Source organism: Paraniabella ginsengisoli (genome assembly GCF_022513635.1).
Classification (GTDB): Bacteria; Bacteroidota; Bacteroidia; order Chitinophagales; family Chitinophagaceae; genus Niabella; species Niabella ginsengisoli.
On record NZ_JAKWBL010000003.1, the window covers coordinates 190,816 to 217,152 of the forward strand.

Sequence of the window (26,337 nt, forward strand, 5' to 3'; positions counted from 1 at the left end):
ATAAATACCCTTAAAATAACGATCTAAAAAATAAGGAAAGCTGGTTGCTTATTTTGAATTATATACTTCATCCGTTACAACCTCCAACCAAACCGTTTCTCCTTTTTCTCTGCCAGTTATAGCCACCTGAACAAAAGCTGTATCTAAACTTGCGCCGTGCCAATGCGGAACATTTGGAGGACATTTAATAACATCTCCTTTGCGAAGTATTTTTTGCGCTGATCTTTTTCCTGGTAATAGCCAACACCATCAATCACTAACAAGATTTGCCCCGCCGGATGCGAATGCCAATTACTTCTTGCACCAGGCTCGAAAGTTACGTTTCCTACTGATGTCTGGTTGAGGCTGTCGGCTGCAATAAGCGATTGCAGATAAGCTGCTCCCGTAAAATTGCTATTCGTTATTTTTTCACCTTTTGGAAAAACTGCTTCGTTATTTGCCGCGTGTTGTTCCGCATTATTGCACGATAATATTCCAATCGCAATGCAGGAAATACAAATTCTTAAAACGCTTTTTTAAAACTTATTTTTAGCATAAACATTTTTTTCAGTCATCAATAAATATGTATCATCTTCCTTGTGTCACTCCCTTGTGCTGTAGAATATATATCATCCTACATATTCTTCGCTATTGTCTGAACTTGGAATAATAAACAAAATCAATGTTCAACAATCAATGCCCAATATTCGATCTTTGAAATGTCCATCCCACTTGGTATTCCCTACTTGCTACTTCCTTATCAACCTTGCTCAAAACCTTCCTGGCAGCCTTTGCTTCTTTTTTACCAATTGTTGATCTGATAATATTCACGAACTGTTGTAGTTGAGTTGGCGTCACCCCTACATTCAGGCATATTTTCAAATGCGATTGTAACATCGGTTCCACACCACCAATGCTACTAAGTACTGATATCGTCACCAATTCACGTTCTGCATAATTCAAAACATCACGTTCAAAAATATCAGCGAAAAGGTGTTCTTTAAGAAAAATTTCAATTTCCGGAGCAAAGGCTGAATAACCGGTTCTCGGGCCATTTTGTGGAGTACCTAAAAGCGAATCTAAAATGGCTTTACCTCTATCATATTTGCTGCGCTCGTCTTTTATAATAGATGCTCCAGTGCCCATTACATCATTAATTCCTTTTGCTTTGCGCTCGTCCAACACAGTCATAAAAGTTTGAAGCCCGCGGATACTTCGGGGAAACCCGGCATAAGCATAAACATGAATAAGCGACTCTTTGATTTGATTAATTGTTAAACCTGCATCCAGCCCTCCATTTAGTTCTGTTTTTAGTTTTGATAAATCACCTTTTGCTGTAACTGCTGCAATGCGGATCATGCTTTGTTCTTTAGAATTCAATGTTGGTTTATTTTGAGCAGTTACCACAAAACAAACGAAGCTTAATGCAACAACCAATCCTATAAATAGTTTATTTCTTTTCATTGTTATTATTATTAGAACGCACCAATAATTTACTAAATGATAGCGATCCTAATTTCCAGCTTCCGTTTTCTTTCACATAAACTTCTGTAACCATAAAAGGATTTGTTACTTCATTCCCGCCAACTACAGCTAACAAATCAATCCTGTTTAAAAGAATAGCAGTATTCTCAATAATATTCACAGTTACTTCATGAATGTCTGCTTTCTTGTACCAGATGCCTCCGCTTTTAATTACATCCATTTCTCGTTTCTTTCCCCAGGATCCACCCATGTGAACAAACATAGATTTTTCGTGAAAAAGGCTGTTCAGCTTATCAGTATTTTTATCTGCCATCCACTGCCATTTTTCTTTAGAAAGATTAATGATTTCCTGGTCTGTAGCATTTTGAGCCAATAACCATTGTGAACTTAACATGATTAGTAGTCCGAAAAGTAGTTGTTTCATTTGTTTATTTTTTATTATGATTTCCGTGATTACCTGCGGGAACATTTTCTCCCGCTGATCTACGCTGATAACTTTCGCTGATCTACGCAAATTTCATTTCTTCAAATATCTGCGGTTGGAATCTGCGTTCATTTGCGGGAAATATTCTCTCACAAATTTTCCCCGAAGAAGCCTGTAAGTTTTTTTACTGCCTGATCCACATATTCAGGTTTCCAATAAGTTTGTATATGCGTCGCTCCTTCAATAAGAAAAAGTTCTTTGTTTTTTGTATTGGTGGCTTTGTTAAATGCTTCGTCAGTCATATATTTTGTATCGGCCTTGCTTCCGGCAATCATCAATAACGGCTGATTGATCAGATCCATATTTGTAGCAGCATCAAAAGTCATCAAGTCAAGCAGGCTACTCATGGTATATTTAAAAGTAGAATTTGGATGAGCATGAGTTCTGTAATAATACACATATCCTTCACGATAGAGATCAGTGTTGATTTTGGCAATTTCTTCGTCAGTCGGATTAGCGACGCCAGCATATATAATTTCACCGCCTGCGGTTTCAAAGCACGAGCATCAGACGCTTTTTTAAGCGATCCTGAATTGTAGCTAATTCGGAATTCTGAAAACCATTGCGCCTTACTTCACCTGAGTTAAACATGCTCAAAGTGGCTACTGCTTTAAACCTTTTGTCCGATTGAGCTGCTTTTAAAGTATAACCGCCGCCACCGCAAATTCCCAAAACGCCCAACCGACCTGCATTCACACCTGCATATTGAGAAATAAAATCGGCCATTCCATGGATATCTTCAATACGATTAGCAGGTTTATCAGTATGACGTGGTACTCCGCCACTTGCGCCCTGATACGCGGCATCCGCAGCAATGGTAATATAACCCGCTTCTGCCAGGCGTTGCGCATATAATCCGGCTGTCTGTTCTTTAATACCACCATTTGGATGAGCTATAACAATTGCGGGATATTTTTTCGTTGCATCATAATTTGCCGGCGTGTAAATATTAGCTGCAATATCAATACCGTTCAGTTTATAACTTACAGGATGAATATTGATTTTGCCGGGAATATTTTGAGTAATCGCTCCTTCATAAACCAACGTAAAAGGATTACTGATTTTATTTTGAGCTGATGTGTTGATAATTGTAGACACAGACAGAATGATTAAAAGATAATTTTTAAAATATTTTTGCATGTTAAATTGTTATTGATTAAGCAATCCGATTTTTTCAACCAGGCTTGCACTTCAGCTTGCACCTGTTTTTCCTTTTTGCCTTCCATCACGAATAAAATTCCATCGCGCTCTAAACCGCCTTTGGTTGAGAAGCCTTCCGGTATATTACTTTTCGGACATAATTGTTTTACTGTTTCAAAGCTGCTGCCAATTCCATAACCGCCATTGGTGTTAAAAGGCACAACTATTTTTCCACTTAAGTCATATTGCTTCAAAAAGCTTTTCATAGGCGGAGGGAGTTGCATTCCCCATGTTGGAAACCCCACAAAAACAATATCATATTTTTGAATGCTATCTATTTTTGTTTTTAATATTGGTAAAAAACCATTGGCGTTTTCTTTGGCAACCTGATCAACTGTTGTCTGATAATGATCGGGATAAGGCGTTACCAATTCTAATGCAATCATATCGCCACCCACTTTTTGATGAATGATTTCTGCAACAGCCTTAGTGTTTTTTGTGCGGGACAAATAAACAATCAATATTTTTTATCTTTTAAAGATTCCTTGTTTAGTGGCGCAGGTTTTTGTGCCTGCGAATAGGAACAAAGCATGAATAATGTTGCACATAGCCATAATTTATTTTTGTTTAATAATTGCATTGTGTTGTTTTTGCTCAGTACGATTAACAAAATAATTTCCCCATTTTAACCACATAGGAACATAAAACATCAGGAATGAAAAAGGAAACATAAAAACACATAATCATTTAATAACTTGGATACTATGATCCGCCTTTGGCGGAATCTATATACCCTCAAGCGTAGCAAATGCTATGTCCCTATGTGGTTAGTTATTTTGTCGAAATTGCTTATACAAAGTTCAACATAAGCGCACGACTTGCAGGTAGACAGATTACGGAGTTTATTACCAATATTACTTATCCAATCCTTTTTCTTTTAACCATTTGCTTAATAGATTAGCTATTTCATTATTATTCAAATCAGAAAATGGAAAATGAGTATTGCCTTTTATTCCAATTTCAGGAAGATGTATGACGGTTGCATCGCCTCCGTGTTTATTGATGGCTGCCGCCCAAATCCTTGCCATTTCAAGTCCCGATCGCCAATGATCTTTATTCCAGACATTAGTTGGTTCTTTAGCAATATTGTCTCCATAATAAATAATGATGGGCATTTTGGTCAGTTTCATAAAATCTGCCAAAGGAATTTCAACGCCTTTCAGGGCTCCAAAAAGACCGGTGGATTTTATAGGTTGTGGCAACTCCCCTTCAGGAAAAAGAAAACTGCTGTAAGGTTCGTAAGCGACAACAGCTTTAACCTTTTCATTTTTGATGGCCGTAAACCAGCCAGGACCACCACCTTGGGAGTGCGTAACAAGAATGCCTTCTCCGATCTTATTGAACAGTTGCGATATAGCATCGGCAATAATACTACCGTCAAAACTTCCCGTGTTTGGAGTCATTTGTCTATAAAACTGTTCTAAAGAAGCAGTGTCTTTTGGAAATTGAACACCCGGAAAATAATTAGGATAATTACCAATTCTGAATTGTGTGAACCAGAATTGCTCGTCAGGGATCGGTGTTATTGTTGCTGCAACGGTACTTTTTCCTGCATCGCCACGTCTGGGTTGATCAAGCAGATAAACGCTAAAATTTCTTCTTAAAAAATGTTTTGAAAACCTTGTCTACCGTCGGGTGTGCTTTCCCATGTTTTCTTAGATTGACCTGCTCCGTGCAAAAATACCAAAGGATACTTACGAGACTTCAACGGAATTTGATAAAACACATAGGCATGGTCGCCATGAAAAGTTTGACCTTGAGGCTTTAGTGCATTGGCTACATCAAAGTTTCCCGGCTCTGATATTTTTGACCCTCCAACAGCAAAGCTGCCTTGCTGCTCAATTATTAATGGTTTCAGTTTTGACTGAGCAAATAATGACAGTGACATCATAATTGTCGGGATTAAAATTCCAAAGTATTTCACTTTATGTTTTTTCATTTTTTCATTTTTTCATAAGTGGGAATAATTTTCCCTGCTATTTGCGCGGATATACTACGCTGATTTATGCAGATTATTTTCTGCGAATACTTTCGGTTGAAACCTGCGTCAATAATTTTTTAATAGCACAAAGTTGCTGTTTATTTCAGGATGTTACTTACATCAAATACTTTATTACCTACCAAAATCACTGATTTGCCGGAAATCGGGTACAGTAGAGGGATTGATTCTGTAGTTTTGTATTGTCAATTTAAAACACTGAAGAAATGGACAATATTATAAACTTCAATACCGTAAAAGAGTATAACACTTTCAACAATAACGAAACACGACATCCTTTGGTCAATGTTGTGCACCTGGAAAAAGCTGATCCCCGACAGAACAGGCGTTTACGTTACGAGTTTTATACTATTTTTTTAAAGAAGATACATTGCGGCGATCTTCGATATGGTTTGAACAATTATGATTACGAAGAAGGAACGCTGATATTTTTAGCTCCGGGACAGGTGATTGGCCAACACAGTGATGAATATTATCAGCCGCAAGGTACAGCATTGGTATTCCATTCGGATTTATTGCATGGCACTTCACTTGCCAGAAAAATGGAAGATTATCATTTCTTTTCTTACGCAGTAAACGAAGCATTGCACTTGTCAGAACAAGAAAGGAAAATTATTTTAGATTGTTTTTCTAAAATTGAATACGAGCTGAAGCATGCAATTGACAAGCACAGTAAGCAATTAATTGTATCCAACATCGAGCTTTTCTTAAACTATTGCACTCGTTTTTATGACCGCCAATTCATAACCAGAGACAATGCGCATAAAGGCATTTTGGAAAAATTTGAAAAGGCGTTAAACAACTACTTTTCTTCTGACAAACCTCAGGATTGGGGATTACCATCTGTTACTTACTTTGCTGATGAATTACATTTATCAGCCAATTATTTTGGTGATCTTATAAAAAAGAAACCGGAAAATCAGCACAGGAATATATTCAATCAAAAGTTATTGATGTAGCTAAAGAAAGAATTTTTGATGTTGATAAATCAATAAGTGAAATTGCTTCTGAATTAGGGTTTAAATATCCTCAGCATTTCACAAGATTGTTTAAAAATAAAGTAGGAGTATCACCGAATGAATACAGAAACCTGAATTGAGCAGATTAAGCGCCAACTTTCCAGTCAAACTCGCCATCCGCAACATCCAGGACAATATTACTTCCCGGAGCTAATTCGCCTGCAATAATTTTTTTGATAATGGCCTGCGCACCTGGGAACGAATTGCTCCATGCAAAGGACGTGCGCCATATTCCGGTGTAAAGCCAAGCACAGCTATTTTACTTTTCGCCTCCGGTGTTATTGTTAATGTTATTTGCTGCTTTTCAAGTGCCGCATAAAGATCTTTCAGATTTATTTCTAAAATACGCTCTACCATTTGTTGTGTCATTGGAGCAAATGGTACAATCTCCGTAAGGCGACCTAAAAACTCAGGCCTAAAATGATTGGACATGGTGGTGAGCAATTGGGCATGGTCTGGCACTTCACCTTTATTAAATGAATCCACTACATACTTGCTACCGATATTCGATGTAAATATAACAAGCGCATTAGAGAAGTCACCTTCTTTACCCAGCTTATCGTGCAGCTTACCTTCATCCAATATTTGCAGGAACAGATCAAAAACCGAAGCATGTGCTTTTTCTATTTCGTCAAATAAAACAACTGCATATGGCTGCTGCCTTATTTTGTTTACGAGTAATCCTCCTTCTTCATATCCTACATAACCGGGAGGCGCTCCATATAACAATGCGGCGGAATGTTCTTCTTTAAATTCGCTCATATCAAAGCGAATAATATTGCTTGCATCCTGAAAAAGAAAATCGGCTAAAGATTTAGCTAATTCTGTCTTACCTGTTCCTGTTGGCCCTAAAAAAAGAAAGAGCCAATTGGTTGTCCCGGCTTACCAAGCCCTGAACGCGATTCGAGAATTGATTCGCTGATCACTTTTACCGCATGATCCTGTCCAACAACTCGCTGTGATAAAATGTCTTTTATATTCAGCAATCGTTCTTTTTCCTGGGCCTGAATTTTCCCAAGTGGAATACCTGTTTTATCAGCCACGATCGATATAACATCATGCTTCTGAAGTTCCGTCCGGCTTTCCTCAACTAAAGGCTCCAATACTTCGTAAACTACTTCCATATATTCTTTCACCTGGGCCGTTTCTTTCATTTCCATAGGATCATCAGCCGTCGGCACCGAACTCCATACTATAGGACTCATACCACTTTTTAATTGGTGATAATGCCATTGATATTCTGCTATATCTGTATCTTCCTGTTCATTTAGTTTTTGGTATTCACTCTTTTGAGTAGCCAGCGTAGTCGATCCCGTGTCGGTCAATAATCGTAATGCCGCCATTGACCGATCAGCCAGATCAATTGCTGCATCTGGCAAGCGCCTGTCTTTAATATATCTTTTCGCCAGGCGGATTGCTTCATGAATGGTATCATCGCTTACTTCAATTTTATGATGCTGTTCATACAATGGCATTACCACTTTCATCATTCTAAAAGCCACTGTTGGTGAAGGTTCATCTACATTCAATATTTCAAAGCGGCGCGCAAACGCCTCATCCCGTTCAATGTTTTTTCTGTATTCATCAATTGTTGTAGCGCCAATGATGGTGATCGTTCCTCTTGCCAGTTCTGGCTTCAACAAATTTGCAGCACCAGCAAAAGGCCCGTTCTTATCAAGCAACACATGTATTTCATCTATAAAAAGTACAGCCTTATCAAATTCTTTTATTTCTGTAATAACAGATTTCAATCGCTCTTCTGTTTCACCTTTATAAGATGCCCCAGCAGCCATCGCACCATTGTTCAATTCGAACAGCTTTGCATTTTTAAAAAAGCAGGAACCTTGCCCGCTGCAATTGCCAGTGCAAAGCCATCAACCAAAGCAGTTTTTCCTACCCCAGGCTCGCCGGTTAAAATTACATTTGGTTTGCTTCGGCGGCAAAGTATTTCAGCCATCATACGCACTTCCTGCTCACGGCCAATAATCGGATCAAGTTTTTCTTCTACCGCCAGTTTTGTCTTGTCTATACAATATTTTAGCAAGGCTTTTTTAGAAGCCATGTCATTATTTTTGGCAGAAGCACCATTGTTGTTTTGTATATCTCCCAATAGCTCTGCAACATCACTTCCTACTTCAGCCAGTCCTATTAAATCTTCTCTTTTTACAGGAAAGGTTTTTAACTGATCAAAAGAAAAAACAATACCGGGTGTACTTATGGAAGCCAGAACATGCAAAGGCTGCACTTCATCAGCATTCACTTTAAGCCTTATATTATCTGCATCATCAAGAATCGTTGCAATTTCACTATGCGGCGGCATGTCATCTTTAGGTGTAGTATTTTTAGGTAACGCTTCCATTCTAACATCAGCCCAATCTGCGAGATAGTACATATCTACGTCAGCCTTTACCAGGAGCGGATCCAATTCTACATCGTCATGTAATAATGCTTTTAATAAGTGAGGTGCTGCGTATTGCGCATGTAAATTTTCTTTAGCAATTGCTTTGGCTATAGCCATTGCTTTTTCCAGTGTTTTTGATAGTTGCATGGTTTAAAAGTCAGAGGTTTTAGACAAACCAAATATACCTGTTTTTATTCTTATTACAATATCAACTGAAGAAATGCAATTGGTCTCCTGATTCTTTCTGGGCGTTACTGTCATACTTTTAATATCGCCCGATTTTTTAAGCTTTGACAGCTTCGCACATAATTCATTAAAGGTTGAAGGCTTACCATTAATATTGGTAAAAGTATTGAGATTGCCATCACAAAAGTATTTGGCAAAACTTCCGGCGTTCACTCTTTTATCGGCAACGCCATATAACATATTCCTGAAATCGGCTATTGAAATATCCGGTGCCTTAACAACAGGCGCTGGCGCTGGTTGACTTTCCTGTACCGGATTTAGTTGCTCTTCCAACGGGTCTGTTTCAGGCCTTTGGTTAACAGGCTTCCGCGATGGAACAGGCCTGGGTTGTAATACCTGCGGCGCTTCCTTTGGTGGATTTACAAAAATCTTTTTAACAAGCACTGCGTTATTCTTTCCGTTAACCGTTAATGTGATCGTTTTCCATCCAGGCTGCCTGAATGTGTATACGGGATTTTTAACATAAGAATCAACATTCTCATTCTCGCCAAAGCGCCATTCCCAAGCATTGGCGTTAACTGTAGTATCAGTAAAACTGGTTGGCTTGCCAACCTCTGTAACTTCTGGTATAATGGCCTGAGGCATTTGCGAAACATCAACGATCTCAGCTGCTTGTTGAACAAAAATCGTACGGGTTTCCATGCATCTGTCATCTACTTTTAAAGTAACAACATATTCGCCTGGCCTGTCATAGGAGTGCACAGCAGAATTCACTTCCGTACTTGAACCTTGGTTATCTCCAAAATCCCATTCGAAATTTTTATATCCGGCAACATTGGCTTCAAATCTTATAAGTACACCGGTAAGAATTTTATCGTTTAAAGTTTTTATTTCGAATTCTTTACAGGGTACATAGTTTTTATATCGCACTACAAAAGCCATAGATGCCAATATGCAAATAACTAAAAACGTAATGGTAACATTATCATCCAGGCGAAAAGCCATATATTGCTTTTTTGCATAGTAACTTTTTTGAAGAAATTATTATCTTTTGATCTTGTTTAGTAATTTTAAGCCATGCTGGTTAAACCTATATTTTTCTCACTGATCATTTTATTAAGTGCTGGCTGCACGGCATTAAAAAAGACGCCCCAAAAAGATTACAGCCAATTCATTTATGACAACGGTAACACACCCGATGTGGCTGTAGTTAACGACATCACCAAGAGCCCCGATGAAATGGTTGTGCAAGAAAAAAGTAACACACCAGAAAAGACCGTCAGCGCTAAAGATGAGACAAGGCTGAAAAATAAATATGCTACTTTTTTAAAAACCAGGCCCGATAAAATAACAGACGTGAACCTTTATGCATTTATCGATGAATGGCTTTATACACCTTATTTATGGGCGGGCACTACCAAAAACGGAATTGACTGTTCTGCATTTATTCAACGGTTATTTTCGGATGTATATAAAATAAGAATTCCCAGACATCCGTTCAGCAATTTTTCACACAAAATGTAGAACGCTTTACCGTTCGCCCCGAACTTGCCAAGGGCGATCTCGTTTTTTTCAGAACACTTCCCGGCACTTATGTTTCGCATGTTGGTATGTATCTTGACAACAACATGTTTGTAAATTCCTCATCTTCAAAAGGTGTAAGTATAGCCAGCCTTAACGATCCATATTGGTCTTCCAAATACGTTGGAGCAGGAAGACTGATCGTTAATAAATCCGTTCGTGTAGAATAATCAAAGAACTTTAAAATGTAATTTTAATAAGTGACTACCAGCTACAAAATTCAATCCTAATATGTTCCTGCAGGATTCAATAAATTATTTAAATTCTGCCTACAGGTAATTAATTCTTTTTGCGAATTATCATAATCCTGTTTCAGTTTCTGAAATTCCTCCGGCATTGTGCCCAGCTTGGCAACCTGTCCTACTGATTCCTGATAACGCTGAAAAACATCTATAACACTTGAATTTAACCTGCTATACATACTGCTGTCTTTGTATTGTAATGCAGTCAGCTCGCGGATCTTTTCTAATATTTGGGAATTAATATATGCCTGATTTGCTCCAGGTTTACGCAAAGAGTCGATCAGCGATTTTGCTTCGTTCATACTGTTGGTAAAGCGCTCCTGGGCGGTTTCTCGAATTTTAAACTTGGCTAATTGCTCACGCATCATTTTGTTTTCCTTTGATGGAACTAATGTATCAAAATAAACTGCCAGCAAAATGATACCAACTGATAGTAAAAAAAATAATAAAAATTTCCAGAAAGCCTGTCTTCTTTCTTTTGCGTTAATAACTATCTGCGCCATTTTTATTTAATGTTTTAAGTAATATGGAACGTTAATAATGTTAATCTGCCAGGAAAAAACCTCTTCTTCTTGACTGGATATCTTCTTCTGGAACGATAAGCTGTTCTTTAACGAAAATGCCGGTTTCTTTTTTCTTGCCGATATAATCAAGCGCAGCCAATGCATCAAAAAGACTAAGCATAAGGCCACAAAAATCCGAACACTTTTGTACGCCGGTATGTATGTTCAAATGATCATATTTATAATTACACACATCGGCAATCTCATCTTCCAACTCTCCCTGTTTTACATTACACCATTCTGTGAAGTAATTGATCATTTCTTCTTTTGCAGTTCCTACATAAATATCGATAGCATTTTTGACGGTACGCGCTAACCCTGATATAGCCGCTACAAGGTGAATTGGCGCCGAATAGCGCGTTGTCTGCCTGTATGTGCCATATACATTTGAAATGTAAGACAACACCTGCTCACATAATTTTCTTACTGGTTCTGTAATATCGTTCTGTTGATTCTTTTGTAATATCTTTTGCAATATCTGAAGTGCATCAAGTTCGAGCTTCCCGAAAAACTGTTCGGTTTGCGCATGATGTTGAAGCAATAACTCATTACTGTTTACAGTAGTACTTGCAGGAATATAATTTTCTACCAAAACAACAGTCTGATCTTTAATCTCCACTTTTCCTATTGGCAGCTGAAACTCACCTAATGTGTTCACGCTGGTTTCCTCTTCTTCCAACAATAAAACAGAATATCTTGGACGAAGAAAAGGCAGGCGTACAGGCTGCTCTTCAGGATTAGCAGAACCAGTAGGCTCGGGGTTGTATGGATTTACAGAAAGTATAACATAAAAAGCTTCACTTTTTCCTTTTAACTGGCTGAAAGGAATACTTAAACCAGGAATCTTTGCTGAAAGTGGATTAGCTACATCAGCTTCGTCAGAATTAAAATCTACAATATATCCACCTCTTGTAATAGCCAGGCAAGACATAATGCGGATATTAACATGATTTGCATTGTCAACGCTAAGCCAAATTTTAGATGCCGGCTGGTTTCCGGTAAAAGGCAACATTCCGTAATTATGATCATTCAGAAATGTTGTATTGCCCAACGCTTGCTGGTAGAGTGTGGCATTACGCTCTGCAACGAAATGGGTTTTATTGATCTTCATCCCATTGATCCAGTTTACTGGCTGATATTCCACAGATCTTTTCATTCGTAATTTTTTTAGTTCGCGGCTTCGCCGCTGATATTATTTGTCAAATGGAATCTCGATGATTAAAATTTTCATTATCCTGAGAAAAAATAAGAATTTCAATCATTTCAGTTTCATTCTTGTATGTTTAATTTTTTCATCTTTTATTGTTTGTGATTCGGGGCATTCCGCTTCTTATGGCTCATGTCAAGAAACTCTGATGCACATAATAATATCATTTTCTCTAACATGATTCGTAAATATGGTTCTTTCCGCATCAATATACTTTGTAAAAAGCGTGTACCACTTTGGCTTTTTGAAAAAGATCCAACCCGAAGACATGCCTGTTCCGTTTAAATAAGAAATAGTAGCGTGCGGATGCCGCTCGTTGTAATCATTAATAAAATAATAGAACAATTCGCCAAAGTCCATATCCGCAGGGGCTTTCGCTCTGAAGTTGGTATAATGCTTATCATTTTCTTTTTCAAGAATTCAAAACTTATGACGAGCAGATTTTTAAGTTTTTTCTCATCGGGTTCTGAAGCTTCTGCTTGTAATGGATAAAACCATTGTTTAAGAATTTTAAACGGAATAGCAATGGCGCGCTTATAAGTGTAATACACAAATAGTGGGATGATAAACCCTATTGCTGAAGTAAGCATTGTAATATCCATTTCATCCCTTCTGAAATAACGATATACCATCATAAAACACAAACCGCCAGCAGCAGCAACTACAATGGTAAAAATAACTTCAGCCCAAAAGGTTTTTTCATTTACCCATTTCAGGTATTTATAAAGCGTATGCACATGAAGCACACCTAATCCAATAAAAAGCAACTGGAAAAAAATAAAATATTGTGTATAGCTTTGGAAAATATGCAATGCTATGAGAAGCCCTACGACAGCAAATACAAATGCATAAAATAACAGGTAGAGGAGGCATGGCTTAATAAAAGGCTTTACACTTCCTCTAATTCGGGAAATAATAATACCGGCGACCATTGAAAGGCTAAGAAGGCCAATGCCCAACACAGACAATATACCCCGCATTGATTGAGAAAACCAACTATCCATTTGTAATGCACTATTATTATTAATCAATAAAATATCAACCATAATTACATAACTGAAGAATAACCCAACACAATTCCTTCTTCATCAGCAAAACTCATTCCCGAAATCTTGCTGTCTATTTCTATATCGATCTCAATATCCGCTTCAACCGGAGCAAAAAAATTATTAAACGTTGTTATGAGCAATTCTTTGCTTCCTCCTTCGATATATGCGGTTACCTTACTATTTTTTAGTGGGCCGATCTTATAAGAGAGATTAGGATATTCCTCCATAAACTCATTACCACAAATCATATAGTCACCCAACGGCTTTTCGCCAAGCCCCCATCAGATTCCACATCAGCTATTGTTGGCAACGGGCTTTTTCGAATAATGTCTACATCTTCCTTTAACAATACTTTCAGGCAAGCCCGCATCAACGGTATATTTCCATTAATAACATTCGCATACGGAAATAGCAGTAAAAATGATGCTACTTCGTGAATGGTAAGTGAAGCAGGAAGCCCCCAGAATTTCAAAAAATAATCGCTAAGCGCCTTATTCTTTAGTGCATCCAGCATGTTCACTTCTTCCTTTTCCAATTCCATTTGCTGATGGAAAAACTCATTCTCAAAAGGCTGAAAAAATTTTCGGGTTTCTTTTTCTTTTACCGTGTTTTTTTATAGCGTGTGATCATTTCAGCAACACCCGAACGTTGCCTGAACTCACTGGTTTCAGGCTGATGAAATAATGCTTCCGGCAACATATCATAAAAGCCAGCACGCGATAATTCTATTTCAAGATATTGCCTGAACCATTTATCATCAACCACAGAAGACGCATAAATATCTTTAGTAAACTCGCGATAAAAAAATCCGTTGTGGTTCACAACAAAGCTCCGGTCTATAAGTCCATTTTCCCTTAAATGGTTTAACAGCACTTCAGCGCGTACATCCGTACCTCGTTGGCCGAGCACTTCAAGCAACTCATATAATTTATCTTCTTGCATCATACCGCTATGCTATTGCTTACTATCGATTTTATAAATACTCTAAAAGGAATAAAAGCAAGTGATTTTTCGTTCAGTTGTAATGCGATATCCTTTTCCCAACTTTCCAATTCGCCGCTGTCCTTGGCATCTTCGTAAAATTTCCGGGGAATACTGATGGTAACATCAATTGTTTTCATAAACCCGGTTGCACTTTCAGCTGACACCATGAAACCCTTTCCTATGGCTACATCCTGCACTATATTACCTAAAGCCAGGCGACAATATAAGCGAATATCTTCCCTGCTCATGACCCTGTCTTTAGACAGCAATGCATACTTATATGCAACCACACTATCTGTTTGACTAAGCCGGTTTTTACCTCCCTGCGTAGGTGTAAGAAGATATGCTGAAGAAGCTTTTACCGAACTTGTCCGATACGATTGCAACTTTGTACCGGCCCTTACGCCATTGGCGGCTGCACCATTAGTACTCCAATATGAAATATATAAAAACCTTGAATCTGATTGCTTGTTGTTGCGAACCATCAGATAAGGCGTAAAAGAGGTTTGGTTATTTTTAACGCTTACCAATTGTTCAATTTTGGTAATTGATTGTTGAAGATTTTTTACTTCCTGCGAGATAAGATCTTTTCCCAGATTGGAAAATGCAGCACTTTCATCTCTCAATAATTGTACAAGATTTTCTATTACCATTTGTGCATCACGCTCGTCGAAGCGGCCGGCACCACCATTGCGCATTACTATGCTCAGGGCTGATGTATCGCCGCTTTCAGTTTCTCTGATGTGTAATTTTTTGCTATTCTCATCTTCAATCGCATCAATATCAAAAAACTGGTTATCATCTGTAAGCAATGGAATTACATTCATCATTTCCTGCAGGCGATGCGATATTTCATGCAGGCGGCGATTAACTACTGGAAATGCATTAGCAAAAACACTCACTTCTTCCAACATCGCGCTGGTAATGTTTTCAGGAAAAACAATCTTAACCCATTTGAGTTTTTCGGATTCAAGGCTTTTCAAAGCAGGTCCAAAAACTTCATTCAACTCTGAAGGCACTACCGTGTCACCAATTAATCCTGAATAGGAAGGTTCTTCAACAGTGATAAAAAGTTTTCGTGCTGCTGCTTTACCAACTGAACATACTTATCAGATATACTGGATTGCTGATTTATGATTTGTTGTGCATACCAATCAGGATTTGTATTGGGTATAGTATTAAAGCCCTTTTGTGGTATAAGCTGGCGGCCGTTTACAGACCAATGGGTATTCTTTAATTGGTTATAAAAAATCTCTTTGTTGATCTCACTTCTGTATTGAAAATAAAACTGTGTATTGTTTAGTTTTATATTGGGATTATCTAAGGCTATCCAAAGAGTGGCATTTGGCAGCACCTGTTGTTCTCCTGCCAAACCGATAAGTTCTTTAGTAATGCTATCTGTGGTATACCGAAACATTTTATTACCAGCAGCCAGATACTTAATGGACGAGGCTGTTATAAAAAATGAGTCGACCGGTGTAAAATATATATCTACATTTCCTTCATTGCGCGATTGCGAAGGTTGTGTTATAAAAAATTGTTCTTTTGGTGAAAGTATTGCGGTATTATCAATACTGTTAGCATTTAATATTGCCGATGCCTGGTGTGGGCCTGTAAGCACATCTGGCGCCAGAAGCTGCATGATGCGCTCCATAACCCGGCTACGCGAATGATGAATTTCATTAGACAGGCGCTCAAACTCGGAGGCGTTAACAGATAACAGCAAATTTACCAGCGGATCAAAGCTGGACGTATCTTCGGTTTCTGCATAGCCCCAGATCCTTGCGGCATTTTGCAGCATCCTGTTTCTTATATGCTCCCTGCTTTCGCTCATGTTAAGTTTAATTATATGCTAAAGGGCTAACGAAAAAGCTATCCTTGTACACAATAGGTTCGTTTGTAGCAACAATAACTCCTGATATTTGAAAATCAAGCTTGCGTTTCATTCTGGGGTCAGAGTTTCTGTCAGGCACTTCTTCCTGCAACACATTCATTTCCACCTTTACCTTTTCAATTCTTTTTTCGTATTCATTTATAGTAGCCGAAATGGACCGGAGTATATGCTCCTTTTGTTTATTTCTAAAAGAAACATTATCGAAATCTTCTTCCCATAGGCTGCTGCCATAACCTGCGTCGCTTAACAACTCGCCAAACGAGGTTGTTAAAATAAGATGCAGATGATGCGCTACAGATTCTTTAAGGCTGCACTTAGGCAATTCTTTTTTGCCGCAATGCCACCCAGATCAAGAGGTAATTTATAATAGCTATGGAAATTCATTTTCCCGGCATTTTCAAATTAGAGGTACGTGCGATTAGCCAGGGTCAAAAGATATTTTCTTGATAGGTAAACGCGAAACAATAAAATCTCGTGTAACAAATATGCTTATTTTTTTAGATTTGGCAAACCTTTTTGCTATTTTTTACCAAACATTAATAATCTGCGCCTGTCGGATTTGTAAGAATCTCCACATCTTCTCTTTTGATCCATCCTTCAATTTTATAAGATTCATTTACAGAACTTTGAAATACACCGTAATAATAATTTTCATACTTCTTTGTGGCATGAAACTTATTACCTTTTGACAAAAATCTTGTCTTTGTAGATTGTCCCGGCTCTTCGAAAAAATAGGCTTTGGCAGATGTTATTCTTAACCAAAGGTTTACCGGCACTATATTTCCTTCAGTATGGTAATGGAGTTCATCCTCCATTTCAGATAGCGGTGGCAATGGGCTAACTGCCGACACTCCAATGGGTAAAGATTGCGGCCTACGCCATTGGCTCAAAACCTTCCAATTGGAAATACCTGCCCAAACTAATGTAGCCAGGATGATGCCACTACTGATTACTATTCTCCATTTTACATTCTTCCTTTTGGAGGTCAGTCTTAATTCAATATCAGAAACATTACGGCTTGCTTTAATATGGGCTTGTTTTGCGGAAATATATACAGGCGCCAACTTTTTTATTTCTGTGTCAACTGATAGAACTTCACTTGCTCCGTCTTTTTGCACATCGCCTTCCGCTTCTTGTTTTGCTGTTTGCGCAGCCTGCTTCCAGGCCTCTTTCGTTTCTTCATATACTTTGTCATACTCCGAACGCAAATCAGAACTCATTAAGACTTCAAACGCTTCATTTATTTTTTTGGACCAGTCTTCAAAATAAACATCCCCGATATTTTTATCGGGATGAAATTTTAGTAATAACTTCCGGTAGGCTGTACGAATCTGATCTGCATTAGCTGACCGGGGAACACCAAGTATTTCATAGTAGTTTTTTAATGTTCCTTGCATATCAAAAATCTTTCAATTTTATCACCTGCTGATTTTGGATGACTACCTGGGTTTGTGTAACGTCATTGCTTTCCTGCTCCTTATAAAACCAATGTTCCTCTTTCCTGCTTTCGTGCCTTTCAATCCGTTGAGGATGGCCCCAAGCCATAGTTAAAAAAGTTGAAGGCATGCCGATTGTAACAATTCCGTTCCTGATCTTTTCAGCATACTCCAATCCAAATTGCTCGTTAACTAAGGGAAAAAGTTCTTCTTCGATATGCTTTAAATCGTCAGATGCATCTGTTAATCTCTGTTTTGCCAGAATAAGATCTTTTTCATCCTGCTGACGTCGATTATGTTCTGTAGATTGTTTATGACACACATAAATAATATATGCTACCGTCAAAATAATGATTATAATTTGAAGGGCGATCATAGAGTGCTACTTAGTTACATAGGAGTTGAGAACAAAATCACAGGCAAAATAATATTTTTTTAATATTATGTATAGAAGTTGCTTAAAACTAATGTTAAGTGGTGTGATTTTTTTCTAAAAAAATATCCGTCAATTTAGAATTGGAACAAGCAAGCAACGTTGATTTCTTCATTATGAGCAACTGCTGAATTAAAAAGAATTAACTTCGTATAATGCCTACAATTATTATTGGAGATAAGGTTAAGCTTCTGCCACCCTTTTCATCTGAGAAAATATACACGGTGATAGCTGTTGAGGGTGCTTATCTTACACTTAATACGAAAAGTGCGCATAAGGATATTGTCATCTTTATTAAGTGCGTTCAAAAGCACTATTAGCTTGCTATTTTTAAGATTTGAGAAAGTAACGATTGTTTGTCAGAACTTTTATATTAATCCGACAGACTTTTTTTATACTTAAAGGATTATTTTTCTTAATATCTGTTACAATATAGCTTTTATTACCGCTCCGTATATCTTCGTGCCAATCCCACTCATCTAATTCCATTTCATTGCCGTCTTCACGATTATTCCATAAAGCAATGGCGTCGCCAGTGAAATAAACATGATTAGGTATAACCTCAATATTATTCAATACGATCCTGTCAGCGAAAAGTTCTGAAAATTTATGTTTTTGCATAGAATCGTTTTTACTACCGCATTCTCTCCTTGTTATTGGACAAAGCAGAAAAAACAGTAAAGTGAATAAAAAATGTTGTCGAAACTAAATCAACGCTGGATTGAACACTTTCAATAGAAGAAGAATGGAATTAGCAAGTGATTCATTTTTTTCTGCCACCTCTTAAAGATAGACATTTAAATCGACAACTTTTCATACCCCCGCCCAACCCAATTGGATCCTGACTTATATAACCGCCACTCTCATTATCATAATACCTGAACCTGTTATACGCCAGCCCGGTCTCTTCATCTACATATTGACCCTGGTAAAGTTGCGGCACTAAACCTTTATCCCCCTTCTCTTTTCTCACCGCACCATATATGTCCAATTCACGTTCCCATACCAGCTTTCCTGCTTCATCATAACCGTGCGTAGGTGTTCCTAAATAATCAGTTTAACCGGTCAGGTAAGTCCTTTCATCATCTGTCATTTTTGCTGGGAGGGATTGACCAACTTTTGCATTCATTTATTATAAAAAAATCGTCAAGATTAGATTACTTGACGATTTTACAATGAGTTTATATTTTCAGATATGTATTCCAATCTATCATATTAAGCTAAATAGTTTTCAGGCTTGACAACTGAATCATTCTATATCTCCCCAATTGATTTCCTCAGCATCAAGCCACTGAATTCTCGATGATTTTTCTTCAGGATTTTGATAGAAATCACAAATAATTGCCCATGCCTGATTGGATTCTACTAGTGACCCTAATGGAATCATATTCTCATCACCTGCATCGATTATTTCATTCATATGATTTGGATCAAACACACTGTAATAACTTGGTTGACTACTGTTGGTAGTTGTTAAAATATTGTAATCATACCGTAGAGAAAATTTGCCATCGTGAGCTATAAATAATAAAACTATATCTCCATCTTTATGCTTGTATTCAAAATAACCAGAGTTTGATATATCACTTTTATTAATATCATGATCCAAAAAATAGGGTTTATAATTATCCATCTTTGAATCTGTTACAAAATCTTCATTTAAAAACTGTACTGCAATTTTAAACATACTAATAAATTTGACTCCTTTAAAAATTCATTAAAATCTTATTCAAAATAAATTGACATGGAATAGTTAAACTAATTCTTAGTGTAATGTCATTTTTTTCCACTTTTATCAATAATATTAAGTTCTTTAACTCCTAGAGCTTTCATCAGATCTGGCAAATATTTTCTACAATTCGCACAGGTTGCTCTATCAACATACATTGTCATTTTGCTTGGTAGTCCTCCATTTTTTGCGTGCGCGTTCATTAAGGAATTTGCTTCAGCATGAAAAAATACCTGACTTTTACCTGCTCCAAGACCTATTTTGTCTCTCCAAGATCTGCCAAGATCTTTGTCACCTTCTCCAAGTAACGTAGAATTTACGCCAAATACCTTTTCTCCATTAACTTCAACAAAAGCAACTGTCCCTCTGCCATCACCAATCTTTGGTATGGAATTTCCTAAAACTTGCATGCCATTTTGATCTCTGAAGAAATCTATAGCGTCCCATGGAGTTCCAGCTAGACCAAATATGTCAATATAGGTATTATTATCATTTACAAAACCATATAAATTAGTTTGCCCCGATACAATTGGATCCTCTGGCTTATATATGCTCCACTTTCATTATCATAATACCTGAACCTGTTATACGCCAGCCCGGTCTCGTCATCAACGCAATAATTCTAGAAAGCTTATTTCAGCGATTCCTCGCAGTAAACAAAAATGGCTCGTGAGGACACCAGCCATTGATTATAAATCTAATAGAAAACTCATTTATAAGTATGCGTTCCCACTCTTCTTCGTCATCAATTTATTTTTTGCTATCCAGTTTCAATTCTCCTCCAAAATAGTATAACGATATTCTTTACCAGAATCGTTTCTTCCAGTATATATCAATTTCATCTTTTTAAGTTGAAACGGGAAGGTGCGTGGAGAAATGACCTAAAGGAAAGAAATATTGCTATTTTCAAAATCAATATAAAGAACATTCCTCAACCTCCAAATCCTGATTCAATATACACTGTATATGATAATCAGGATATTGAGTTGGAGCCATAAAGGTTAGAATTATTTCATTTTCCAAACCAAATTCAACTTCAAGTAGCTGCAATTCTTTTTTAATTTTTCAGCTTCTTTTGAAAAGATTACTTCTCTTGATTGCTGCGAATATGCCGCTGTCGTTAATTCATTGGCCAATTTAGATAAAATGAATGGGATTGCAGATTCAATAGCTTTAATTTTTTGCTCTGTTTGTTTGAATTCTGCACCATCGTTCAGTTTTTCTGAGTAAACGTTGGCGAAAACAACATTGACTTTATTGTAATCATCAATTTTAACATGCATATTTTTTTCGTTTTCAAAAGACTGCATATACATATACGCTTTAAAAGATTAAAAAGATCCACTTTCCAAACTAATTTGCACCTAATAACTCTACAATATTAGCGATAGTGCTTTGGGAGCTTCCTACAAGGATAATTTTAATGTCGGCAATCGTAACAACATATCCATCATTACCTTTTTTCAACCATAGTTTATTTGAGTAATAAGAATCTTTTATCAAAGTATCAAAATTCTTTCTGATGCTATAGTAAATATCAAAACGATGATGTTCATATTTCGCTGATGCAATTTCTGACAAGCAAATGCCCAGTTCTATCAAAACGAAAGTATAGGCTGAATTTGATATCAAGTCACCTTCAACAGAATAAACTACAGGGTCTTCGTTTTGTAAATCTTCTTTTTTAATTTTATAATGTCTATTACCAATAGAAAAAAAACCGCCTTTATCATTTGCTCCGTCTTGAATAGAAGTAAAATGATCAAGGTCAGCTTCAGCAGCCACCTTTGATGCATAATCAATCCCATGAGGAAAGAATTTATACAATGTATTTTCAAGTAGAGGTTCCTTACCTGTTGCGACAATTGCTATCGCCTGAATTGCTTCTGTATATTTTTTAAAATCCATACTCTAATTTTGTAGATTCTTGTAATACTAATGCGTGTTAAGTTTTTTTCTTTTAGGTTTTTTCCCGTTTAAATTATAGTCGTATTTAGCTACTACTCTTCCTCCTTCCATTTCAGTTTGAATAATATGTCCAGGCGATGATTTACTCCAATGATAGCTTCTTCCAGTATCTGTAGCGTGATATTCGGCGCTCACATCGAAATCATTTACAAATCTTCGAATGGCTGGTTGACAACCAGGTTTACATGGATTTAGTTGACCTGACATTTTAAGATGATCCCCAGCCTGAACCATATCCATCGCATCGTTTGTTAAAAATTTGCGCTCAGTATGGGTTAACAATGCTTCCTGTTGATTTAACCTACCACTTCCAGGACTACCACTTTGATACGTATTATTAAACACACTTTCACCATCTCTTATGATTTCTCCTGATAATCCATGATGTAACCCAAAAACATCCACAAACAAGTTGACATTCGTTACATAGCCATAAAAGTTAGGTAATCCACCCATCAACCCAATTGGATCCTGACTAATATAACCCCCACTTTCATTATCATAATACCTGAACCTGTTATACGCCAGCCCGGTCTCATCATCTACATATTGGCCCTGATAAAGTTGCGGCACTAAACCTTTATCCCCCTTCTCTTTTCTCACCGCACCATATATGTCCAATTCACGTTCCCATACCAGCTTGCCTGTTTCATCATAACTGTGCGTAGGTGTTCCTAAATAATCAGTTACAATACTATATTGCTTATCTTCAATGAGCTTGGCGCAAGGTACAAAACTTCCATCTTCATACACCCAGGTTATAATATTTTCAACCGGTTCTTTTTCTTCTTCTATACCATTTTCTGTAACAGATCTTTTTGGTGGATATTCACCGTTGTATTGCCACTCATGTAAAGGCACATTGCCATCCCAAATAAATCTTGTTACTGTGTGTTCAGGTTGTCCTTCGTCAGGCTCAGGACGACAAACTATTTTCGCCGTTCTTCTTCCTAAAGGATCATAATAAAATTCTATTTCGCGCCCACCGGGGTTTACTACTTTTTGCAACATGCCGTTCCCAGCCCATTGGTATTCCCAACCCGTAGCGGAACGCTGCAAACTGATACCTTTTTCTTTTGCTGTTTCGGTTTTATCAATGGCGCTTAGGTTTTCATTGCGCTTATATTCTTTAAATACCAGGTTGCCTTCTGCATCATAGTAATAACAATATTTATCATCTTCCTGTAAACGCCCGCCCTCACTGTATTTACGATCGCTTTTATCTTTGGCCTTAAACAGGTTGCCTATTTTATCAGGCACACGGTAAATGGTTTCAGTACCGCTTTTTTCCTCGTAAGTAGCGCTTACTAAATTATCAAATGCATCATAATCAAAATCTGCTTTGGCATGGGTAAGTTCGTTAACCATTTTATGCAGCTTATTACCACGGCCCCATTCATAACGTGTACGGCTTTGCTCTATATTTTTAGCACCAATGGTGCGTCGCGTTACACGGCCCAATTGATCACGATCGGTATGCACACCTATACCACCACTTAACTGGCGATGCAGCTCCAAGCCCGTATCATCGCGGTGGAACAGCGCAGTCCACCCAGCCCCCTCCCGGCCTCCCCGGTGGATGAGGATATCCTATCATTATGAGGTGAGGCCTTACCTGTGATCTTTGCAATTCGTTCTTCAATCTCTTTCAATTTTATATCTACTACTGAAGGTGGCAGCGCTTCATCAGGCGTGGTTTTACGCATTCCATTCATTTCTGTAAGCATGCCCCACTCATTATATCGCATGTTGATATCGGCACCAAGGCTGCTTCCGGTATATACACAATTGCCGTCGCTGTCATACAACTTGGTCACTTCATAGCCGTCCTGCATTTCCTTTACCACACGTCCGGCTTTGTCGCGTTGCAGTTTAATGTGGCTGGTTTCATTAATAGCTTCAATCAATAGCGCGTCTGCATTATATTTATAAGCAGCCATACTGCTGTCGCTATGCTCCTCTTTTACAATATTTCCTACGCTGTCATAATCATAGCTGGTCCATTTTTCCTGAGGACGTAACACTTTAGTTACCCGGCCATTGTTATCGCGTTGGTAGCGGCGATTCAATCCATCAAAGCCCCACTCGCTTACCACATTACCTAAAGCATCTAATCCAAACTTATAAACTTCACCTCCTTCATTTACAATGCTGCGCAACTGTAATTCGGTATCATAATTAAATCGTACACTACGGTTATTTTGTTTACGGCCACGTAATATGCCCAATGGTCCGTATTCAAATTCTACCAGGTGACTGTAATCCCTTGCGGTTAGAAGGTTTCCTGCTACATCATATTCAAACCGGTGTGTATTTCCATCTGGTTCTCTTAATTCAACAACCTGGCTGGCGTCATTATACGTGTAACGGGTAATATTGCCTCTCACATCTTTATGAAAAAGCATATTTCCCAATTCATCATATTCCCATAATTGCTCAAGCCTGTTGGGATACTGTAACCTGGTAAGATTATGTTGCTTATCATACCAAAGTTCAAAACTGCGTTCCTTATTATCTGTAATGCGTTTTACATGTTTGCCTTCATATTCATATTGAACAGTATTACCGCTTATTCCGGTGCGGCTTATTAACCGGCTTCTTTCATCATACTCCCAGCTAATGGCCATACCGCCGGGGCTTCCGGCAAATGTCAGGTTCAGGCGTTCATCATATTGATAAGTACTGGCTTCATCATTTTCATTAGTAATGCGGCCTATTTTTCCAAAAAGATTATACTGGTATTGTACAGTTCCTCCTTCCGGATTCACCAACACTTCCAGTTCCTGGTATTGGTTATATATCTGACGGGTAATGCCACCATTGGCATCAATAATTTTGTAGATCAGCTTGCTGCTGTCATAATGATATTCTGTTTCATGCCCCAGGCTGTCACGGGCAGTTGTTACACCGCTTCCATCTTCATTCTGTTTATAAGCAGACCAATACTCCAGCACACCTTCATCGCCCCAGGTATGTATACAACGGGCCGCATCACCTTTGCCTTCATACTCCCAGTAAAAACTATGGTTACTTTGATTGGTTAGCTTTATCAATAAATGATCTTCATATTCAAACCTTTTCACGGCACCCATTACATCTTCGGTTCCAATCATATTGCCGGCAGCATCATACTGGTATTGTATAAAATTGATACGCCTGTTATCTGCAATAGTATAAACCCTTTGCACACGCCCCATTTCATCATTTTGCAGCTTTAGAAGCCTGCCACAACTATCGATAATGCTGGTCAGATTTCCTTTTGTATCATAATCAAACCGAATAGAAAAACCTTGCGGATCGGTAATAGAAGCCAGCATGGCAAAGCCATCCCTGTTCTTTTTTCGCTAAAGCGATATACAAGCTTGTCAGCATCGGTAACGAAATATCCGGCTTCATCTTTTTCAAAAAACAGTTGCTCAATGCGATGATAAAACAGTTCCCCATTCTGCAAGTAAGGTAAAGCCGCTTCCCGGCCATCTTTCAGTCGGATAGCAAATCCATTGCCCACATCATACAGGCCTATATTATAGCTATGATGCCAGTTGTAACCCAATGAGGTTTCTACAGCAGCATCACTGTAATAAGTTCTTTCCCAAACAAATGGTATAGGGCCGGGTAATTCAAAATCAACATTGTTATGAATAACCCTTCCTGTTGCCGCATCGACGGGCTCTCCGAACGATTTACATTTGATGGATTGTAACACATTGGCAAGTCCTTCATTCTTTTTACTGATCTTATTGATCACATCCTGAAACTTATCACCCATTTTTTTCCAGGCCTTACTCAGGCCTTTAATACCCATCGACAACATCAATTGAAAAAGATCGATCGTTGGTGGGCCACCTACCAGTACCTGGCCACCGCTGCTGATGATTCCTAATAACAAAGAGGTAGGAAGCATGAGATCAAGCACCGGCCTTGGTGCTTTATTCATACGTGGCAAACTAGGAAAACCAACGAGATTACAAGATAATGCCGGGTGAAACTGTGTGGAGAAGGGGCCTCCATCGGCCAGTACAGTACTGCTTCCCATCCACATTTCGGAAGATGAGGTAGGCACTGCAAGAGGAAGCAGGTGCAAGAACATTGCTGGTAGGTGCATTACAGGTGTACCGGCATTATTGATCCAGCGGCTATGCACTTTTACCGAAGGCTTTAGTGCATTTACAATAGCCGATGCCACACCAGCCACGCTAAAGCCATCGCCTTCTGCAGGTGGCGGCGGTAATGCTGAAGCAATGGCATTCATTATAGCACCAAAAATATCGAAGATCAATCCTACGTGTGGTACGGGGAAAACGGGGCATGGTGGAGCAATGGTCTGTTCGAAATCTATGCCCATTGCCAGGTCGAAATATTTACCAGCAGGCATACCCGGCATAGCCGGAAATATGCCGGCAAGGCCTGCCTGAAGTTCGTCCAGTTTTCCTTTTGCTTCGCCAAACAGTTCGCCAAAACCTTTATTAGGCGCTGATCCTGCTGTTACCATTATCTA

The 26,337-nt window shown here is 38.2% G+C and carries 32 protein-coding genes and 4 pseudogenes; 4 read left to right on the plus strand and 32 right to left on the minus strand.

What is annotated here, in order from left to right; all coding sequences use genetic code 11:
- Positions 1–672 precede the first annotated feature (672 nt).
- From MKP09_RS15440 to MKP09_RS15470, 7 genes are all read right to left on the minus strand, one after another.
- On the minus strand, positions 673–1,443 hold the full coding sequence (locus tag MKP09_RS15440; protein WP_240830878.1) for a carboxymuconolactone decarboxylase family protein: 771 nt from the start codon (positions 1,441–1,443) through the stop codon (positions 673–675).
- Positions 1,430–1,888 carry a nuclear transport factor 2 family protein gene (locus MKP09_RS15445; protein WP_240830879.1) on the minus strand — a complete coding sequence of 153 codons (459 nt, stop codon included), beginning with the start codon at positions 1,886–1,888 and terminating at the stop codon, positions 1,430–1,432. Before MKP09_RS15445 ends, MKP09_RS15440 begins: the two co-directional genes overlap by 14 nt.
- A gap of 149 nt (positions 1,889–2,037) precedes the next feature.
- Positions 2,038–2,295, minus strand: coding sequence for an alpha/beta hydrolase (locus MKP09_RS15450; protein ID WP_240830880.1), 258 nt, complete (start codon positions 2,293–2,295; stop codon positions 2,038–2,040).
- Positions 2,296–2,440: 145 nt separating this feature from the next.
- A complete protein-coding gene (locus MKP09_RS15455) occupies positions 2,441–3,046 on the minus strand; it encodes an alpha/beta hydrolase (protein WP_240830881.1) in 606 nt (201 codons plus the stop codon).
- Positions 3,047–3,057: 11 nt separating this feature from the next.
- Positions 3,058–3,597 (minus strand): flavodoxin, encoded by a 540-nt coding sequence (locus MKP09_RS15460; RefSeq protein ID WP_240830882.1) that lies wholly within the window; start codon positions 3,595–3,597, stop codon positions 3,058–3,060.
- 405 nt (positions 3,598–4,002) lie between these two features.
- Positions 4,003–4,551, minus strand: coding sequence for an alpha/beta hydrolase family protein (locus tag MKP09_RS15465; RefSeq protein WP_240830883.1), 549 nt, complete (start codon positions 4,549–4,551; stop codon positions 4,003–4,005).
- 197 nt (positions 4,552–4,748) lie between these two features.
- On the minus strand, positions 4,749–5,087 hold the full coding sequence (locus MKP09_RS15470) for an alpha/beta hydrolase family protein (protein WP_240830884.1): 339 nt from the start codon (positions 5,085–5,087) through the stop codon (positions 4,749–4,751).
- A gap of 266 nt (positions 5,088–5,353) precedes the next feature.
- Here MKP09_RS15470 and MKP09_RS15475 point away from each other — a divergent pair, with 266 nt between their 5' ends.
- The gene (locus MKP09_RS15475) at positions 5,354–6,106 is read left to right on the plus strand and encodes an AraC family transcriptional regulator (RefSeq protein WP_262915427.1); all 753 of its coding nucleotides are present in this window, start codon (positions 5,354–5,356) and stop codon (positions 6,104–6,106) included.
- Positions 6,097–6,246 (plus strand): helix-turn-helix domain-containing protein, encoded by a 150-nt coding sequence (locus MKP09_RS26330; protein ID WP_317235385.1) that lies wholly within the window; start codon positions 6,097–6,099, stop codon positions 6,244–6,246. Before MKP09_RS15475 ends, MKP09_RS26330 begins: the two co-directional genes overlap by 10 nt.
- Positions 6,247–6,316: 70 nt before the next feature.
- On the opposite strand, the gene MKP09_RS15480 is transcribed toward MKP09_RS26330, so the two are convergent.
- The 5 genes and pseudogenes from MKP09_RS15480 to MKP09_RS15500 form a co-directional block, all read right to left on the minus strand.
- On the minus strand, positions 6,317–6,598 hold the full coding sequence (locus MKP09_RS15480) for a ClpB D2-like domain containing protein (RefSeq protein WP_317235386.1): 282 nt from the start codon (positions 6,596–6,598) through the stop codon (positions 6,317–6,319).
- 12 nt (positions 6,599–6,610) lie between these two features.
- Positions 6,611–6,970 (minus strand): annotated as a pseudogene (locus MKP09_RS15485) (AAA family ATPase); the annotation flags it as partial.
- 44 nt (positions 6,971–7,014) lie between these two features.
- Positions 7,015–7,974 (minus strand): AAA family ATPase, encoded by a 960-nt coding sequence (locus MKP09_RS15490; protein ID WP_240830885.1) that lies wholly within the window; start codon positions 7,972–7,974, stop codon positions 7,015–7,017.
- A complete protein-coding gene (locus MKP09_RS15495; RefSeq protein WP_240830886.1) occupies positions 7,971–8,714 on the minus strand; it encodes a Clp protease N-terminal domain-containing protein in 744 nt (247 codons plus the stop codon). Before MKP09_RS15495 ends, MKP09_RS15490 begins: the two co-directional genes overlap by 4 nt.
- A 3-nt stretch (positions 8,715–8,717) precedes the next feature.
- Positions 8,718–9,758: a PKD domain-containing protein gene (locus tag MKP09_RS15500; RefSeq protein WP_240830887.1), complete on the minus strand. Its 1,041-nt coding sequence runs from the start codon at positions 9,756–9,758 to the stop codon at positions 8,718–8,720.
- Between the two features lie 72 nt (positions 9,759–9,830).
- Here MKP09_RS15500 and MKP09_RS26335 point away from each other — a divergent pair, with 72 nt between their 5' ends.
- A complete protein-coding gene (locus tag MKP09_RS26335) occupies positions 9,831–10,277 on the plus strand; it encodes an NlpC/P60 family protein (protein ID WP_262915428.1) in 447 nt (148 codons plus the stop codon).
- Between the two features lie 53 nt (positions 10,278–10,330).
- Positions 10,331–10,504 (plus strand): annotated as a pseudogene (locus tag MKP09_RS26340) (C40 family peptidase); the annotation flags it as partial.
- 56 nt (positions 10,505–10,560) lie between these two features.
- Here the strand turns inward: MKP09_RS26340 and tssO are convergent.
- From tssO to MKP09_RS15615, 20 genes and pseudogenes are all read right to left on the minus strand, one after another.
- On the minus strand, positions 10,561–11,079 hold the full coding sequence (gene tssO, locus MKP09_RS15510) for a type VI secretion system TssO (protein WP_240830888.1): 519 nt from the start codon (positions 11,077–11,079) through the stop codon (positions 10,561–10,563).
- A gap of 40 nt (positions 11,080–11,119) precedes the next feature.
- Positions 11,120–12,295, minus strand: a complete 1,176-nt coding sequence (locus tag MKP09_RS15515) for a hypothetical protein (protein ID WP_240830889.1) — start codon at positions 12,293–12,295, stop codon at positions 11,120–11,122.
- A gap of 186 nt (positions 12,296–12,481) precedes the next feature.
- Positions 12,482–13,392, minus strand: a pseudogene (locus MKP09_RS15525) (TssN family type VI secretion system protein).
- Between the two features lie 2 nt (positions 13,393–13,394).
- Positions 13,395–13,643, minus strand: coding sequence for a hypothetical protein (locus MKP09_RS15530; protein ID WP_240830893.1), 249 nt, complete (start codon positions 13,641–13,643; stop codon positions 13,395–13,397).
- Complete coding sequence (locus MKP09_RS15535) at positions 13,640–13,936, minus strand: hypothetical protein (RefSeq protein ID WP_240830895.1); 297 nt, start codon at positions 13,934–13,936, stop codon at positions 13,640–13,642. The genes MKP09_RS15530 and MKP09_RS15535 overlap by 4 nt, the downstream gene beginning before the upstream one ends.
- Positions 13,937–13,995: 59 nt before the next feature.
- Positions 13,996–14,340: a hypothetical protein gene (locus MKP09_RS15540; protein WP_240830896.1), complete on the minus strand. Its 345-nt coding sequence runs from the start codon at positions 14,338–14,340 to the stop codon at positions 13,996–13,998.
- Entirely contained in the window at positions 14,337–15,362 is a 1,026-nt protein-coding gene (locus MKP09_RS15545) for a hypothetical protein (protein WP_240830897.1), read from the minus strand. Before MKP09_RS15545 ends, MKP09_RS15540 begins: the two co-directional genes overlap by 4 nt.
- A gap of 50 nt (positions 15,363–15,412) precedes the next feature.
- On the minus strand, positions 15,413–16,213 hold the full coding sequence (locus MKP09_RS15550; protein WP_240830898.1) for a hypothetical protein: 801 nt from the start codon (positions 16,211–16,213) through the stop codon (positions 15,413–15,415).
- A 7-nt stretch (positions 16,214–16,220) separates the two neighbouring features.
- Positions 16,221–16,595, minus strand: coding sequence for a GPW/gp25 family protein (locus MKP09_RS15555; protein WP_240830900.1), 375 nt, complete (start codon positions 16,593–16,595; stop codon positions 16,221–16,223).
- 214 nt (positions 16,596–16,809) lie between these two features.
- Positions 16,810–17,670: a J domain-containing protein gene (locus MKP09_RS15560; RefSeq protein WP_240830902.1), complete on the minus strand. Its 861-nt coding sequence runs from the start codon at positions 17,668–17,670 to the stop codon at positions 16,810–16,812.
- 1 nt (position 17,671) lies between these two features.
- Complete coding sequence (locus MKP09_RS15565) at positions 17,672–18,085, minus strand: hypothetical protein (protein ID WP_240830904.1); 414 nt, start codon at positions 18,083–18,085, stop codon at positions 17,672–17,674.
- Positions 18,086–18,472: 387 nt separating this feature from the next.
- Complete coding sequence (locus MKP09_RS15570) at positions 18,473–18,763, minus strand: hypothetical protein (protein WP_240830906.1); 291 nt, start codon at positions 18,761–18,763, stop codon at positions 18,473–18,475.
- Positions 18,764–18,905: 142 nt separating this feature from the next.
- Positions 18,906–19,187, minus strand: a pseudogene (locus MKP09_RS26345) (RHS repeat domain-containing protein); the annotation flags it as partial.
- A gap of 204 nt (positions 19,188–19,391) precedes the next feature.
- Positions 19,392–19,829 carry a hypothetical protein gene (locus MKP09_RS15580; RefSeq protein ID WP_240830908.1) on the minus strand — a complete coding sequence of 146 codons (438 nt, stop codon included), beginning with the start codon at positions 19,827–19,829 and terminating at the stop codon, positions 19,392–19,394.
- Positions 19,830–19,918: 89 nt separating this feature from the next.
- The gene (locus MKP09_RS15585) at positions 19,919–20,281 is read right to left on the minus strand and encodes a deaminase (protein ID WP_240830914.1); all 363 of its coding nucleotides are present in this window, start codon (positions 20,279–20,281) and stop codon (positions 19,919–19,921) included.
- A 597-nt stretch (positions 20,282–20,878) separates the two neighbouring features.
- The gene (locus MKP09_RS15590) at positions 20,879–21,154 is read right to left on the minus strand and encodes a hypothetical protein (RefSeq protein WP_240830916.1); all 276 of its coding nucleotides are present in this window, start codon (positions 21,152–21,154) and stop codon (positions 20,879–20,881) included.
- A 70-nt stretch (positions 21,155–21,224) separates the two neighbouring features.
- Positions 21,225–21,779: a hypothetical protein gene (locus MKP09_RS15595; protein WP_240830917.1), complete on the minus strand. Its 555-nt coding sequence runs from the start codon at positions 21,777–21,779 to the stop codon at positions 21,225–21,227.
- A 27-nt stretch (positions 21,780–21,806) separates the two neighbouring features.
- Positions 21,807–23,357, minus strand: coding sequence for an RHS repeat domain-containing protein (locus MKP09_RS27455; protein ID WP_317235361.1), 1,551 nt, complete (start codon positions 23,355–23,357; stop codon positions 21,807–21,809).
- Positions 23,336–25,156, minus strand: a complete 1,821-nt coding sequence (locus MKP09_RS15610) for a hypothetical protein (protein ID WP_240830919.1) — start codon at positions 25,154–25,156, stop codon at positions 23,336–23,338. The genes MKP09_RS27455 and MKP09_RS15610 overlap by 22 nt, the downstream gene beginning before the upstream one ends.
- Positions 25,087–26,331, minus strand: coding sequence for a DUF6531 domain-containing protein (locus MKP09_RS15615; protein ID WP_240830922.1), 1,245 nt, complete (start codon positions 26,329–26,331; stop codon positions 25,087–25,089). The genes MKP09_RS15610 and MKP09_RS15615 overlap by 70 nt, the downstream gene beginning before the upstream one ends.
- Between the last annotated feature and the right edge of the window lie 6 nt (positions 26,332–26,337).